The organism is Actinocorallia longicatena (assembly GCF_039534125.1).
Taxonomy (GTDB): domain Bacteria; phylum Actinomycetota; class Actinomycetes; order Streptosporangiales; family Streptosporangiaceae; genus Actinocorallia; species Actinocorallia longicatena.
Genome location: NZ_BAAAUV010000001.1, coordinates 620,251 through 634,832, shown reverse-complemented (window position 1 = coordinate 634,832; position 14,582 = coordinate 620,251). Strand labels below are relative to the sequence as shown.

The window sequence follows — 14,582 nt, the reverse complement described above, 5'->3', positions numbered from 1 at the left end:
GGGCCTCAGCCGAGGGCCGCGGAGACGACGGCCCTGGCCTCCTCCTGGACCTGGGCGAGGTGCTGGTCGCCGAGGAAGGACTCGGCGTAGATCTTGTAGACGTCCTCGGTGCCCGAGGGACGGGCGGCGAACCAGGCGTTCTCGGTGGTGACCTTGAGGCCGCCGATCGCGGCGTGGTTGCCGGGGGCCTCGGTGAGGATCGCGGTGATCGGCTCGCCCGCCAGCTCCTTGGCCGTGACCTGCTCGGGGGAGAGGGCGCCGAGGACGGCCTTCTGCTCCCGTGTCGCGGCGGCGTCGACCCGGGCGTAGCTGGGCGCTCCGTAGCGCTCGGTCAGCCCGGCGTACCGGACGCTGGGGGAGTCCCCGGTGACCGCGATGATCTCGGCGGCCAGGAGGGCGAGGATGATGCCGTCCTTGTCGGTCGTCCAGACCGAGCCGTCGCGGCGCAGGAAGGAGGCTCCCGCGCTCTCCTCGCCGCCGAAGCCGAGCGCCCCGTCGAGCAGGCCGGGAACGAACCACTTGAACCCGACCGGGACCTCGACCAGTTCGCGGCCGAGCCCGTCGGCCACCCGGTCGATCATGCTGCTGCTCACCAGGGTCTTGCCGACCCCCGCGAGACCGGGCCAGCCGGGACGGTTGGCGTACAGGTAGGAGATGGCCGTGGCCAGGTAGTGGTTGGGGTTCATCAGCCCGGCGTCGGGGGTGACGATGCCGTGCCGGTCGGAGTCGGCGTCGTTGCCGGTGGACACGTCGAAGGCGCTCCGCCTGGCGATCAGCGAGGCCATCGCGTGCGGCGACGAGCAGTCCATCCGGATCTTGCCGTCCCAGTCGAGGGTCATGAACCGCCAGGTGGGGTCGGCGACCGGGTTGACGACCGTCAGGTCGAGGCGGTGGCGCTCGGCGATCGCGCCCCAGTACTCGAGGCTGGCCCCGCCCAGGGGGTCGGCGCCGATCCGGACGCCCGCCTCGCGGATGGCGTCGATGTCGAGGACGTTCGGCAGGTCGGCCACGTAGGTGCCGAGGAAGTCGTACCGTTCGGCCGAGGCCAGCGCCCGCTCGTAGGGGATCCGCTTCACCTCGCGCAGGCCGCCCGCGATGATCGCGTTGGCGCGGTCCTGGATCCACCGGGTGGCGTCGGTGTCGGCGGGGCCGCCGTGCGGCGGGTTGTACTTGAAGCCGCCGTCGCCGGGCGGGTTGTGCGACGGCGTCACGACGATGCCGTCCGCCAGATGATCGGTGCGGTCCTTGTTGAAGGCCAGGATCGCGTGCGAGACCGCCGGGGTCGGGGTGTAGCCGTCCTGGAGGCGGACGGTCACGTCGTTGGCGACGCAGACCTCCAGCGCGGTGACCCGGGCGGGCTCGGACAGCGCGTGGGTGTCGGCCCCCAGGTAGAGCGGCCCGTCGGTGCCCTGGCCCGCGCGGTACTCGCAGATCGCCTGGGTCGTGGCCAGGATGTGCGCCTCGTTGAAGGAGGACTTCAGCGCCGACCCGCGGTGCCCCGAGGTCCCGAACGCCACCCGCTGGGCCACGTCCTCGGGATCGGGCACCAGCGCGTAGTAGGCCGTCACGAGACGGGCGACGTCGACGAGGTCGGAAGGCCGCGCGGGCTGGCCGGCACGCTCATGAAGCATGTACTTGATCCTATCGAGGGGCCTGGCACTCCGGGCACCAGAACAGGTTCCGGGCCACCAGGGACTCCGTCCTTACCTCTGAGCCGCAGACCAAACACGGCATTCCGGCCCGGCGGTAGACGTAGACCTCGCCGCCGTGGTCGTCGTCGCGCGGCGGGCGTCCCATGGCCTCGGGGGTGTGCTCGGGCCGGACGGTGTCGATCCGCCCCAGCCGGACGCCCTCGGCCATCAGGTCGATCAGGTCGCTCCAGACGGCCTTCCACTCGAGCTCGGTCAGGGCCGTGCCGGGCAGCCGCGGGTCGATGCCGTGCCGGAACAGGACCTCGGCCCGGTAGACGTTCCCGACCCCGGCCAGCACCTTCTGGTCCATCAGCAGGGCCGCGATCGAGGTCCTGCTGCGGGAGATCCGCTTCCAGGCGAGGTCGCCGTCGGCGCCCGGCCGCAGCGGATCGGGGCCGAGGCGGGCGTGGATCAGGGCCTTCTCGCCCTCGGACAGGAGCTCGCACGTGGTCGGCCCGCGCAGGTCGGCGTAGTGCCCGGCGTTCGCCAGCCGCAGCCGGATCTGGCCGACCGGGGCGGGCACCGGCGGCACGCCCCACCACACGCCCCCGTACAGGCCGAGATGGACGTGCAGCCATCCGGCGGGGAAGGCGAGGAAGAGGTGCTTGCCGTGGGCGTCGTGGCCCGTCACGGGCTGGCCGTCGATCAGGGCGGCACCCTCGGCGAACCGGCCCTGCGGGCTGGAGGCGGCGACCGGACGGCCGCCGAAGGCCCGGTCGTACTCCCGCGCGAGACGATGGATGACATGACCTTCGGGCACGGGACGACCCTACCGCCGCCGCCGGAAGCCGGTGGCCGTACGGTGGTCGGTGTGAACGAGACCCGGACCCACCAGAGGGACCCCGACCGTCGCCGCGCGCTGCTCGAGGCCGCCGACGCGGTGATCCTCAGGGAGGGCCCGGGGGCGTCGATGGCGGAGATCGCCGCCGAGGCCGGGGTCAGCAAGCCGATCCTCTACCGGCACTTCGGCGACAAGAGCGGGCTCTACCAGACGCTCGCGGAGCGCCACACCCGGAAGCTCGCCAAGGTCATCAGGGAGCGGTTCCAGGCCGAGGGGAGCATCCGCGGCAGGGTGTACGGCAGCATCGACACCTACCTGGCGACGATCTCGGCCAACCTGAACCTCTACCGGTTCCTCATGCACCGGGCCAGCGCGGAGGACACCGCGACGCACAGCGCCATGGGCACGATGATCCACGGTCTGGGCAAGGAGATCGCCGCGCTGATGATCGACGAGGGGCGGCTCCACGACGAGGCGCGCGGCCAGGTGTGGGGGCACGCCATCGTCGGGATGGTCCAGAACGCCGGTGACTGGTGGCTCGACAACCAGGACGTCCCGCGCGAGACCGTGGTGGAGAGCCTGACCGACCTGCTGCTCAGCGGCCTGCCGGCCGCGGCGGGTGCGGTGTCGACCTGACCGGCTTCCCGGCCGTGCCCGCCCTCGGTGTGAGGTGGGCGTAGACGATGACGTTGTCGCTGAAGTGGCGGCGGTCCTTGTTGAACTTGCCGCCGCAGGTGATCAGGCGGAGCCCGGCGTAGCCGACCCGGCCGTAGACCCGGCGGGTCGGGAACATGGACTTGTTGATCTGCTCCATGGCGTCGACGGCGAAGGTCGCCACGGTGCCGTCGGCCCGGTCGACCATGACCTTGTCGTTCTTCTTGATCTTGTAGGCGTTGTAGAAGACCGCGCCGCCCTTGTCGTCGTCGTAGTGGCCGACGATGATCGACGACCCCCGGGTTCCGGGGGTCGGGCTGCTGCGGAACCAGGCGGCCTCGCGGGCCTTCGCCGCCGCGGGCACGGCGATGCCGCCGTCGGCGTTCTCACCGATCTCACCGATCCTGGCGTTGACGCCCGCGGTCGGGATCCGCAGCCTGACCGGCGCCGACGACCCCATCGAGCGGCCGTCGGGGATGTTCCAGATGGCCTCGGGGCCGCCGAAGACCCGGTACTTGGGCGGCTCCTTGTGCTCCCAGCCGCGTGAGACCGCCGCGAGGCCGACGACCGCGAGGCCGCCCGCGACGAGCAGCGTCCTAGACACGGCCGCGGCGCATCCACGCCGTGGCGGCGACGATCGAGGCGGTGCCGAGCAGCCCGAACCCGGCCAGCGCCATGGGCGTCGGGCCGTCGGTCAGCGATCCGCCGAAGCCGGTCTCGGGGCCGCGGTGGTAGCACTTGCCGTGCCACTTGCCGTAGCTGTCCTGCCAGCAGCGCTTGGGCGTCGCCTTCTTGACGGTCACCGCGCCGCTGATCTTGCGGTTGGACGGATGGCAGGTCAGGGTGATCGAGTACACGTCGTACTCGACGTTGGACCGGATCGTGACCGAGACGTCCGCCTCGCCCTCCCGCACGGTCGTCTGGACCTTGCCGAAGGCCTTGCTGTAGACCGTCGCGGTGCCGTCGTTGTCCCGGCAGTTGTCGCCGGTCGAGATGCCGATGGTCTGCCCACGGTAGGCCGTGCTGGGGTTCACCTCCAGACCGCCGTCCGCCAGTGCGGGACCGGCCGTCGCGAGGAGAACCCCTCCGACCGCCATGATCAGGGCAACGCCGCGCATGAACACCTCCGCAATCCGACGGGACTGCTTCGGGTCATTCCCCGGCTACGGAGCGTGACTCCTGACTTTAGCTACCCTTGACCACCGGTGATGTCGGCCGCGATGTCGCGGGCGCCGTAGCCCTCGGGCGCGGCCACCTCGACGATCGGATCGTCGCGGTCGTCGAACTCGACGCGCAGCGCCTTGGACATCGTCGCGTGCATCTCGTACAGGCACGTCGTGTAGGTCAGTTCGAGGATCTGCTCGTCCGGCAGATGCTTCTTCAGGGCCGCGAAGACTCCGTCATGGACCCGGCCGCCGCCCAGGACCAGGGCGTCGGTGTAGGCGAGGACGGCGCGCTCGACCTCGCTGAAGCAGTCCGCCACCTCCCAGCTCGCGACGGCCTCGATCTTCTCCTCCGGCACGCCCAGCGCCCGCATCTGCTTGCAGTGCTGGGAGTAGACGAACTGGCTGCCGCGCGCCCACCCGGCCCTGATCTGGCCGAGCTCGCGCAGCACCGGGTCGACCGAGGTCTCGCGGTAGACCTGGAAGCCCTGCACGCAGTGCTTGAAGATCTTCGGGTCGAGCGCGAAGACGGTCCACCAGGTACCGGGGGAGCCGGTGGCCGTGCCGGGCGAGTCGACGGGGTCGACGTCCTCGCCGAACAGCTTGTCGTAGAAGAACCTGACGAGTTTGTCCTGGGTTTCCTTGCGGCGGACCTGGCGGAGACGGGGCACTTAGATCGTCCTATCGGCGGCGGTCTTGGGGGTGTGGCGGACGTCCTCGGGCCGGTCCAGCTCGCGGGTCCAGCCCGCGAACTCGACCAGGATCCCGTCGGGGTCCTTGAAGTACAGCGAGCGCACGAAGACGCCGCGCCTGTTCTCCTCGGAGACCCAGTCGCGGGCGACGCCGAACTCGCTGTCGTCGTGGTTGAGGATCATGCCGACCTCGACGCCCTTGGCGACGAGCTTGTCGCGGTACTCCTCGATCTTCTCCGGGGCTATGTCGAAGGCGATGTGGTTCATCGAGCCCACCGCCGACACCAGCTCTCCGCGCTCGGGCAGTTCCTTCGGGGCGCTGACGCCCGGCACCGCCTCGGGGGCATCGGGGAACCAGAAGAAGGCGAGCGCGTTGCCCCCTCCCGCGTCGAAGAAGAAGTGCTGGCCCCAGCCCATGGGCAGCTCGATCGTCTTGATCAGCGGCATGCCGAGCACGCCCTGGTAGAAGTCGACCGTCCGTGCCATGTCGGAGCAGACGAGCGCCAGGTGGTTGACGCCGCGCAGCTCGAACTCGCTGTTGATCCTTTCCACGGCCTTCACCTCGGAGAGTAAGTGATCGCTTTCATCCCATCTTGTCGTGTTTCGGTATCTAACGGAACCCTTACGGCGCCGCAGGTTGCTTGGCGTTACCCGCGGCGAACGGTTAACCTGTCGCCATCATGCGAATTCGTACGAACGCCCAGTGGTGGTGGCGTCGCTGAGGCGGCGCGGGTTCAGCATGTGATCTGACCAGCGACCGTCCTCGGGGCGGTCGTTTCGCGTTTCCGCTCTGAGCGACGAACCATGTGGGCCGAAGGAGATCAGGGTGGACACGCAGTACCAGACGGCGGGCGGCATCACCGTCACCCGCACCGCCACGGCCGTCGCCGCCGAGAGCGAGGCCGAGCTCCTGGCCAGGCTCGTCACGGCCGTCGAAACGCGCCGCGGCGGGGTGCTCAGCTCGGGCATGGAGTATCCGGGCCGGTACAGCCGCTGGGCGATGGGCTACGTCGACCCGGCCATCGAGCTGGTCGCGCGGGGCCGGCGGATCGAGGCCAGGGCGCTGAACGGGCGCGGCCTGGTGCTGCTGCCCGCGGTCGCCGCGGTGATGCGGGGGACCGGTGAGGTCAGGGCCGACGAGCCCGGCCGGATCGTGGTCCTCGTCCCGCAGGGCGAGGCCGTCTTCGCCGAGGAGGACCGCAGCCGCCAGCCCACCGTCTTCACCGCGCTGCGGGCCGTCGCCGGCCTGTTCAAGCCCGCCTCGCCCGAGGACGCCGATCCCCATCTCGGCCTGTACGGGGCGTTCGGCTACGACCTGTCGTTCCAGTTCGAGCCGATCAGGCTGGCCATCCCGCGCGAGGACGACCAGCGCGACCTCGTGCTGCACCTGGCCGACGAGGTCCTGGTCATCGACCGCAAGCGCGAGTCCTCCACCCGTTTCACCTACGAGTTCGCCGTCGACGGCGCCTCCACCGAGGGGCTGCCGCGGGCGACCGAGCCGACCCCGGTGCCGGTGCCGCGCGAGGTCCCCGCCCAGCCCGTGCCCGGACGGTACGCCGAGGTGGTCCACAAGGCCAAGGAGAAGTTCGTCCGCGGCGACCTGTTCGAGGTCGTGCCGGGCCACGTGATGTACGGGCCGTGCGCGTCGCCCGCCCGCTTCTTCGACCGGCTGCGCGACACCAACCCCGCGCCGTACGAGTTCTTCTTCAACCTCGGCGACGGTGAGTACCTGGTCGGGGCGTCACCGGAGATGTTCGTCCGGGTGACCGGCGACCGCGTCGAGACCTGCCCGATCTCCGGCACGATCAAGCGCGGCGGCGACCCCCTCGAGGACGCCGAGAACATCCGCACGCTCCTCACCTCCCTCAAGGAGGAGTCGGAGCTGACCATGTGCACCGACGTCGACCGCAACGACAAGTCGCGGGTCTGCGTCCCCGGGACCGTCAAGGTCATCGGACGCCGGCAGATCGAGATGTACTCCCGCCTGATCCACACCGTCGACCACATCGAGGGGCGGCTGCGCCCCGGCATGGACGCCCTCGACGCCTTCCTCACCCACATGTGGGCCGTGACCGTCACCGGCGCGCCCAAGACCTGGGCGATGCAGTTCATCGAGGACCACGAGGAGACCCCGCGCCGCTGGTACGGCGGGGCCGTCGGCTACGTCGGCTTCGACGGCTCGATGAACACCGGTCTCACCCTGCGCACCGCGCAGATCTCCGACGGCGTCGCGGCCGTCCGGGCGGGCGCGACCCTCCTGTACGACAGCGACCCCGACGCCGAGGAGAGCGAGACGCTCCTCAAGGCGCGCGCCCTGCTGGAGGCCCTGTCCTCCTCGCAGTCCACCGCTCCGCCGGCCGTCCCCGAGCCGGAGCCCGAGATGGTGGGCGCGGGCATGAAGGTCCTGGTCGTCGACCATCAGGACTCCTTCGTCAACACCCTCGCCGACTACTTCCGCCAGCAGGGCGCCGAGGTCACCACGCTGCGCTTCGGCTTCCCCGAGACGGTCCTCGACGAGCTCCGCCCCGACCTCGTGGTCCTGTCGCCTGGCCCCGGCCGTCCTGCGGACTTCGACACGACCTCGCTGCTCAAGGCGCTCGACATCAGGGAGACCGCCGCGTTCGGCGTCTGCCTGGGTCTCCAGGCGATGGTGGAGCACGCGGGCGGCGAGCTGGCCACGCTGTCCTACCCGCAGCACGGCAAGCCGGGCCAGGTCACCACGAGCGGCGGCGAGGTCCTGGCGGGCCTGCCCGAGACCTTCACCGCGGCGCGCTACCACTCCCTGCACACCACCCGGGAGCTGCTGGGCGACAACGGCTTCACGATCACGGCCGTCACCGAGGACGGTGTGGCGATGGCCATCGAGGACCCCGAGCGCAGGCGATGGGCCGTCCAGTTCCACCCCGAGTCGATCCTCACGGCGAAGGGCGGCCACGGACACCGGATCGTCACCAATATCCTGCGGCTGGCAAGGCGCTGACCGGCGGATTAGGCACTTTGGGGTAAATGGCGAGTTAAACCCCTGATGTGCCGGGCATCCGGTTCGACATGTACACCATTCTCTGGCTCATCGCGGTGGTCCTCGTGATCGCCGGTATCTACACCATCCTGGCCCGCCGGGACCTGCTCTGGGGCATCGTCCTCATCGTCGTCGGCCTCCTGGTCGGCCCCGGTGGCGTCAGCATCTTCCATTGACATCCCCGACTCGGCGCCGCCCCGCCACCCAGGCGCGGGCGGCGTCGATTGCTCTATCCTGATCATCGACGACGGCCGGAAGGAGGCGAGTCCCATCACCGCTGTACGGTTCCGGGCGCTCTCCTCGAACCGGTCGCTCCCCGCGTAGGCGACCCGAGAGCCCCTTCTGATCTTCCGGAAGGCTTTCCATGCTCACCCACGCCACCATCACCACGACCCTGCGCGCAGCCGGCTGCGTCTTCGCCGAGGACGAGGCCGATCTCCTCATCGCCGCCGCGGGCTCTCCCGCCGCCCTGACCGCGATGGTCGCCCGCAGGGCCGGCGGGCACCCGCTGGAGCAGGTCCTGGGCTGGGCCGGCTTTCTCGGCCACCGCATCGCGCTCGCACCCGGCGTCTTCGTCCCCCGCAGGCGCACCGAGTTCCTCGCCGCGACGGCCATCTCCCTGACGCCCCCCGGCGCGACGGTCCTCGACCTGTGCTGCGGCTCGGGCGCGGTGGCCGTGGCCCTCGCCGCGGCCGTCCCCGGGCTGGAGGTCCACGCCTGCGACCTCGACCCCGCCGCCACGGCCTGCGCCCGCGGCAACCTCCCCGGCGCCACGATCCACACCGGCGACCTCTTCGCCCCGCTCCCGGCCTCGCTGAGGGGACGCCTGGCCACCCTCATCGCGAACACGCCCTACGTGCCGACGGGTGAGATCCCCTTCCTGCCGCCCGAGGCCCGCGACCACGAACCGCGCTCCGCCCTCGACGGCGGCCCCGACGGCCTCGACCTCCAGCGCAGGGTCGCCGCCGAGGCCCCGGTGTGGCTGGCCCCCGGCGGTCATCTCCTGGTCGAGACCAGCCTCGCCCAGGCCCCCGTGACCGCGGCCTTCTTCGCCGGAAACGGCCTGACCTCGCGGATCATGGAGGACGAGGCCCTCGGCGCCACCATCGTCGTCGGCACGCGCCCGGGTCGCGATCCGCGTTCCCAGCTGGTTTCCTAGGACCCGCAATCCAGCACCGATCTCAGGGGGAAACCACGTGACCGAGACCGAACCGCGGTTCCGCAGCGACGTCACCGTCGAACTGGTCAAGCACAACGCCTCGGACCGCGACGTCCTGTGGGCCGCCCGGGTCTCGACGGCGGGGGAGCAGTCCCTGGACGAGCTCCAGAAGGATCCCGAGCGCTCCAAGGGCCTCATCAACTACCTGATGCGCGACCGGCACGGCAGCCCCTTCGAGCACAACTCGATGACCTTCTTCGTCAGCGCCCCGATCTTCGTCTTCCGCGAGTTCCACCGGCACCGCGTGTGGAGCTACAACGAGGAGAGCGGCCGCTACCGGCAGCTGGAGCCGGTCTTCTACGTGCCGGGCACCGACCGGAACCTCGTGCAGGAGGGGCGGCCCGGCCAGTACAACTTCCTGCCGGGCACGCCCGAGCAGCACAAGCTGGTCACCGAGTCGATGGAGCAGTCCTACCGGCAGTCCTACGCCTCCTACCTGGAGATGCTGGAGGCCGGGGTCGCCCGCGAGGTGGCCCGGGCCGTCCTGCCGGTCGGGCTGTTCTCCTCCATGTACGCCACCTGCAACTCCCGTGCGCTGATGCACTTCCTGTCGCTGCGCACGAAGAACGAGGACGCGGCCGTCCCGTCGTTCCCGCAGCGCGAGATCGAGATGGTCGCCGAGAAGCTCGAGGCGGCCTGGGCGGAGCTCATGCCGCTGACCCACGCGGCGTTCGTCGCCAACGGCCGCGTCTCGCCCTGAGCCTCCTATGCCAGAATTACCGAATCTCATTCTAGTCTTGGGGGTTCGGATGATCGAGGTGACCGGGGTCGTTCAGAAGCAGGCGTGGCTGGACAAGGTGCTGCCGCCGGTGGAGCGGGTCAGGGACGGCCTGTGGTCGGTGCCCGTCCCGCTGCCGGACAATCCCCTGCGCTACGTGCTCGTCTACGTGCTCGAGGCGCCGGGCGGGGTCGTGCTGGTCGACGCCGGGTGGGACACCGCGGAGGCCTGGGCGGCCCTGAACGACGGCCTCGCGGTCGCCGGCTACGCGATCACCGATGTGCTCGGGGTGCTGGTCACGCATCTGCATCCCGACCACTACGGGCTCGCCGGGCGGGTGCGGGAGGCGTCAGGGGCCTGGGTGGCGTTGCACAGCGCCGACGCCCGGCTGCTGCGCGACCGGTACCGGGACTACACGGGCCTGATCGAGGCCATCCGGCGGCAGATGCGCGAGCACGGGGTGCCGGAGGAGGACGCGGGGCAGCTCGCGGACGCCTCGAAGTCGATCCTGCCGCTGGTGCGCCACACCGAGCCCGAGGTGATCCTCGAGGATGGGAAGCTCGCGCCCGTCCCGGGATGGGAGCTGCGGACGGTCTGGACGCCGGGGCACTCACCCGGCCACGTCTGCTTCCACGACGTGCGGGGCGGGCTGCTGCTGTCGGGGGACCACGTGCTGCCGAGGATCAGCCCGGCGGTCGTGGTGCACCCGCAGCAGCCGGGCGACGCGCTCGGCGACTTCTTCGCCTCCCTGGAGAAGGTGCGCGGCCTGCGGGTCGAGGAGGTGCTGCCGGCCCATGAGTACAGGTTCGCCGGCCTGGACGCCCGGGTCGCGGAGCTGCTGGACCACCACGAGGAGCGCCTGACGGAGATCGAGGGCGCGGTCGGGCGGGCCGCCGAGGGCCCGACGGCGTGGGAGCTGGCCACCCGGCTGACCTGGTCGAGGCCGTGGGAGCAGATCCAGCCGTTCATGCGCAGGACCGCCATGCTGGAGACGCTCGCCCACCTGGTCATGCTGGAGGCCGCCGGACGGGTCGCGAAACACGATGGTGGCGCGCGGCGGGGACCGGTCCGGTGGGTTCCGGGTCCGGCTGCGCAGGGGAGTGCTCGACCGGTCCCGCGTTGATGTATCCGGGGTTGTGCGGGCAGCCCCGCCGCAGCTCGGCGTGGAGCGCGTCATGGTGCACCCGGTCGGGCGGAACCCCGAGGCGGCCCAGCCGGGAGACGGTCTCGGCGATCATCCCGGTGGGTCCGGCGACGTAGGCGTCGTGGTCGCTCCAGTCGCGGAGCCTGCCGAGAACCTCCGAGACCATCCCCTGGACGCCCTCGAAGTCGGGCTCCTCCGAGACGACGGGGATCACCCGCAGCCAGGGGTAGGTGGACTCCAGCAGGCGGAGGTCGTCCAGGTCGTAGAGGTCGCGCCGGGTCCGCGCGCCCACGACCAGATGGATGTGGCGCCGCTGCCGCATCGAGATGACCTGCTCGATGATGGCCTTGAGCGGCGCGAGCCCGGTGCCGCCGGCCACGCAGAGGATGTCGCGGTCGGAATCGGGGTCCAGGCCCATGGTCCCCAGCGCGGGACCGAGCAGGACCGAGTGGCCGACCTCGGTGTGCCGGACGAGCGAACCGCTCACCCAGCCGCCGGGGGTCGCCCGGACGTGGAACCGCAGCAGGCCGTCCTCACGCGGGGCGTTGGCGATCGAGTACGGGCGCCAGACCCGCGGCCAGCGCGAGGTCTGCACGGTCACGTGCTGGCCGGCGGTGTAGGGCAGCGGCTGGCCCGGCCGGACGGTCAGCACCGCGACGTCGGGGGTCCGCCGCTCGTGGTCGACGACCTCAGCGATCCACCAGGGCGGCGAGATCTCGGCGTCGGCGTGGGCGGCGCTCGTCATCATCCCGGCCGCCGCGGTGTAGGCGGCCGTCCACGCCTCCTCCACCTCGGCGTTCCAGGCGTCGCCGAGGAACTTCCGGATCGTCGCGAGCAGCGCGCCCCCCACGGCCGCGTAGTGCTCGTCGAAGACGCCGTACTTCCGGTGGTCGCGGCCCAGCTGGCTCAGGTAGGACGCGAGTGCGTCAGGGCTGTCGAGGCTCCAGACGACCGTCGTGAGCGCCCTGAACAGCCGGTCGCGCTGGAGGTCCATCGCCGGCGGGAACAGGGCGCGAAGTCTCGGGCTCTCCGCGAAAAGCCGTCCGTAGAAATATGCGGAAGCCCTCTCCGTGTGCGGTTCTATAAGCGCAAAACTCTCTTTGACGATGCGGGGATTCAAGGACATGTGTCAATCCGCCCCCCTGGCGAATCAGGTTTCGAATGCGCTGCCGAACACCGTTCCCGCCCACCCCCCACAGCGGCCCGATCCCGGTACTCGCGGTGCATCTCGCTTAGCTCGGAGTGTTACATCCGAGGTAGACAACCTCAACCGGTTCGCGCCAAGACGTCCGACTATCTACGTTGGGTAGTCGTTTGATGGTTCTCCGTAGTGGTGGCCCGATGGTGAATACTGCTCGGTATCGGTCGGGAGGGGGGCTGTGACCGCCATTTTCCCGCCTATTCGGAACCTGAAATTCTGGATGGTATCGAGGGGGGTGTAAAAACCTGATACCCGGTGTGACAAAGCTCTTACCCGCGTGAAGAGGACGGTTGCGGGCAGGATCGAAGTGTGATCTGCGTCCCGAACCCGGTACGGGGAGCGCCGAGTTGCGGCAAGCTACACGCGGGAAGAAGGAGTGAACGTCAATGCCACAGCCGCTCATCGGCGTGACGACGTACCAGGAGCCCGCTCGCTGGAGCGTCTGGGTGCGTGAGGCCGCCCTGCTCGCCACCTCCTATGTCAGGTCGGTGGAGCGTTCGGGCGGGATCCCCGTCCTGCTGCCGCCCCTGGACGACCTGAGTTCGGTGGAGACCGTGGTCGGACGGCTCGACGGGATCATCATCGCGGGAGGCCCCGACGTGGAGCCCTCGCGGTACGGGGCCCAGCCCCACGAGCGCACCGGGACGCCCAGCGTCGTCCGGGACCGCTGGGAGCTGGCCGTGCTGCGCGCCGCCATCGACCAGGACAAGCCGTTCCTGGGCGTCTGCCGGGGGATGCAGCTGCTCAACGTCTGCCGTGGCGGCACGCTCATCCAGCACCTGCCCGACTCGGTGGGTCACGAGGGGCACGCCCCGGTGCTGGGCAAGTTCTCCAGGCACAAGGTCCAGGTGGGCCTCGCGAGCTCGGTGGGGAAGGTCCTCGGCGAGTACGTGGACGTCCCGACCTACCACCATCAGGCCGTCGACCGGCTGGGCAAGGGCCTGGTGCCGGTCGCGTGGGCCAAGGACCAGGTGGTGGAGGCCGTCGAGCTCCAGGGGCACCGGTTCGGCATCGGTGTCCAGTGGCACCCCGAGGAGGGCGACGACCTCCGCATCTTCCAGGCCCTCGTGGAAGCGGCCTCGGCTCCGTCGCCGGGTCAGTAGGACTTCGGCAGGCCCAGGTCGTGCTGGGCGATGTGCGCGAGGACCAGTTCCTCCGCCACCGGGATGTTCTTGCCGATCCGGGCGTCGCGGAACATGCGCGCGACGGGGTACTCCAGGGAGTAGGCCATCCCGCCGTGCACCTGGAACGCGCGGTCGGCCGCCTGCCAGGCCGCCTCGGACGCCGTCAGCTTGGCGATGTTGGCCTCGGAGCCGCACGGCTCGCCCCGGTCCCACAGCCACGCGGCCTTGTAGGTCATCAGCCGGGCCAGCTCGGTCTGCGCCTTGATCTTCGCCAGCGGGAAGGCCAGCGACTGGTTGGTGCCGATGGGCTTGCCGAAGGGGGCCCGGTCCTTGGCGTAGTCGACCGCGACCCGCAGTGCCGCCTCCGACCCGCCGACGCCCGAGGCCGCCGCCAGGATGCGCTCGGGGTTGAGGATGTCCCACAGCACGGCGAATCCGGCGTCGACCTGCCCGACCACGTCCTCCTGCGTGACACGGACGTCGTCGAGGAAGACCATCGAGGAGGCGACGGTGTTGGTGCCGAGCTTGGGAATGGGCTGGAAGGTGAGGGTGCCCTCGGCCACGGCGCGCTTCACGTCCACGAGGAAGACGGTGAAGCCGCTGGCGCGGGGCTTGGCCTCCGCCGCGGGGACGGTCCTGGTCACCAGCATCATGTGGTCGGCCCGCTCGACCCCGGAGATCCAGATCTTCTGGCCCTTCACGAGCCAGCCGTCGCCGTCCCTGCGGGCATGGGTCGTGATGTTGATGGCGTTGCTGCCGGCGTCGGGCTCGGTCAGCGCGAAGCAGGTCTCGAGCTCGCCACGCGCCAGCGCCGGGAGGAACCGCTTCTTCTGCTCCTCGCTGCCGTGCCGCGACAGCGTCAGCGCCCCGAAGCCGGGTGTCAGCAGGTAGATGAAGGAGGCGGCGGCTCCGGCGCCGGACCGCGACAGGGTCTCCAGCGCCACGGCGAGCTCCAGCAGGCCCTGGCCGCCGCCGCCGTACTCCTCGGGCACCGCGAGGCCGAGCCAGCCGCCCGCGCCCAGATCGCGCCAGACCTCCTCGGGCCACCGGTGCTCGGCGTCGCAGCGGTCCCAGTAGTCGTATCCGTATTTCGCGGTCACGGCCGTGATGCCCTCGCGGACGGCCAGCGCGCTGTCGGGCAGGTCGAAGTCCATGCCCCAGACGATAGCCGATCCT

The 14,582-nt window shown here is 70.5% G+C and carries 15 protein-coding genes; 7 read left to right on the top strand and 8 right to left on the bottom strand.

The window, feature by feature from the left end:
- Positions 1-5: 5 nt before the first annotated feature.
- Together pgm and ABD785_RS02840 are read right to left on the bottom strand one after the other, a co-directional pair.
- Complete coding sequence (pgm, locus tag ABD785_RS02845; RefSeq protein ID WP_344821744.1) at positions 6-1,631, bottom strand: phosphoglucomutase (alpha-D-glucose-1,6-bisphosphate-dependent); 1,626 nt, start codon at positions 1,629-1,631, stop codon at positions 6-8.
- A gap of 10 nt (positions 1,632-1,641) precedes the next feature.
- Positions 1,642-2,451: an Fpg/Nei family DNA glycosylase gene (locus ABD785_RS02840; RefSeq protein ID WP_344821742.1), complete on the bottom strand. Its 810-nt coding sequence runs from the start codon at positions 2,449-2,451 to the stop codon at positions 1,642-1,644.
- Positions 2,452-2,502: 51 nt separating this feature from the next.
- Between ABD785_RS02840 and ABD785_RS02835 the strand changes: the two genes are divergently transcribed.
- Complete coding sequence (locus ABD785_RS02835) at positions 2,503-3,108, top strand: TetR family transcriptional regulator (protein WP_344821740.1); 606 nt, start codon at positions 2,503-2,505, stop codon at positions 3,106-3,108.
- Here the strand turns inward: ABD785_RS02835 and ABD785_RS02830 are convergent.
- The 4 genes from ABD785_RS02830 to ABD785_RS02815 form a co-directional block, all read right to left on the bottom strand.
- The gene (locus ABD785_RS02830) at positions 3,068-3,730 is read right to left on the bottom strand and encodes a class F sortase (protein WP_344821738.1); all 663 of its coding nucleotides are present in this window, start codon (positions 3,728-3,730) and stop codon (positions 3,068-3,070) included. The genes ABD785_RS02835 and ABD785_RS02830 overlap by 41 nt on opposite strands.
- Positions 3,723-4,244 carry a hypothetical protein gene (locus ABD785_RS02825; protein ID WP_344821736.1) on the bottom strand — a complete coding sequence of 174 codons (522 nt, stop codon included), beginning with the start codon at positions 4,242-4,244 and terminating at the stop codon, positions 3,723-3,725. Before ABD785_RS02825 ends, ABD785_RS02830 begins: the two co-directional genes overlap by 8 nt.
- A 71-nt stretch (positions 4,245-4,315) precedes the next feature.
- Positions 4,316-4,960, bottom strand: coding sequence for a carboxymuconolactone decarboxylase family protein (locus tag ABD785_RS02820; RefSeq protein ID WP_344821734.1), 645 nt, complete (start codon positions 4,958-4,960; stop codon positions 4,316-4,318).
- The gene (locus tag ABD785_RS02815) at positions 4,961-5,533 is read right to left on the bottom strand and encodes a VOC family protein (protein ID WP_344821732.1); all 573 of its coding nucleotides are present in this window, start codon (positions 5,531-5,533) and stop codon (positions 4,961-4,963) included.
- Positions 5,534-5,807: 274 nt separating this feature from the next.
- Between ABD785_RS02815 and ABD785_RS02810 the strand changes: the two genes are divergently transcribed.
- The 5 genes from ABD785_RS02810 (at position 5,808) to ABD785_RS02790 (ending at position 11,060) form a co-directional block, all read left to right on the top strand.
- Positions 5,808-7,961 carry an anthranilate synthase component I gene (locus ABD785_RS02810; protein ID WP_344821730.1) on the top strand — a complete coding sequence of 718 codons (2,154 nt, stop codon included), beginning with the start codon at positions 5,808-5,810 and terminating at the stop codon, positions 7,959-7,961.
- A gap of 68 nt (positions 7,962-8,029) precedes the next feature.
- Complete coding sequence (locus ABD785_RS02805; RefSeq protein WP_344821728.1) at positions 8,030-8,176, top strand: GPGG-motif small membrane protein; 147 nt, start codon at positions 8,030-8,032, stop codon at positions 8,174-8,176.
- Between the two features lie 188 nt (positions 8,177-8,364).
- Entirely contained in the window at positions 8,365-9,159 is a 795-nt protein-coding gene (locus tag ABD785_RS02800; RefSeq protein ID WP_344821726.1) for a putative protein N(5)-glutamine methyltransferase, read from the top strand.
- Positions 9,160-9,196: 37 nt separating this feature from the next.
- Complete coding sequence (gene thyX, locus ABD785_RS02795; RefSeq protein ID WP_344821724.1) at positions 9,197-9,919, top strand: FAD-dependent thymidylate synthase; 723 nt, start codon at positions 9,197-9,199, stop codon at positions 9,917-9,919.
- A gap of 49 nt (positions 9,920-9,968) precedes the next feature.
- Positions 9,969-11,060 (top strand): MBL fold metallo-hydrolase, encoded by a 1,092-nt coding sequence (locus ABD785_RS02790; protein WP_344821722.1) that lies wholly within the window; start codon positions 9,969-9,971, stop codon positions 11,058-11,060.
- Here the strand turns inward: ABD785_RS02790 and ABD785_RS02785 are convergent.
- A complete protein-coding gene (locus ABD785_RS02785) occupies positions 10,945-12,075 on the bottom strand; it encodes a globin domain-containing protein (RefSeq protein ID WP_425547717.1) in 1,131 nt (376 codons plus the stop codon). The genes ABD785_RS02790 and ABD785_RS02785 overlap by 116 nt on opposite strands.
- A gap of 593 nt (positions 12,076-12,668) precedes the next feature.
- Between ABD785_RS02785 and ABD785_RS02780 the strand changes: the two genes are divergently transcribed.
- Positions 12,669-13,385, top strand: a complete 717-nt coding sequence (locus tag ABD785_RS02780; protein ID WP_344821718.1) for a gamma-glutamyl-gamma-aminobutyrate hydrolase family protein — start codon at positions 12,669-12,671, stop codon at positions 13,383-13,385.
- On the opposite strand, the gene ABD785_RS02775 is transcribed toward ABD785_RS02780, so the two are convergent.
- Positions 13,379-14,560 (bottom strand): acyl-CoA dehydrogenase family protein, encoded by a 1,182-nt coding sequence (locus ABD785_RS02775; RefSeq protein ID WP_344821716.1) that lies wholly within the window; start codon positions 14,558-14,560, stop codon positions 13,379-13,381. The two genes, ABD785_RS02780 and ABD785_RS02775, sit on opposite strands and share 7 nt — an antisense overlap.
- Positions 14,561-14,582: the final 22 nt, after the last annotated feature.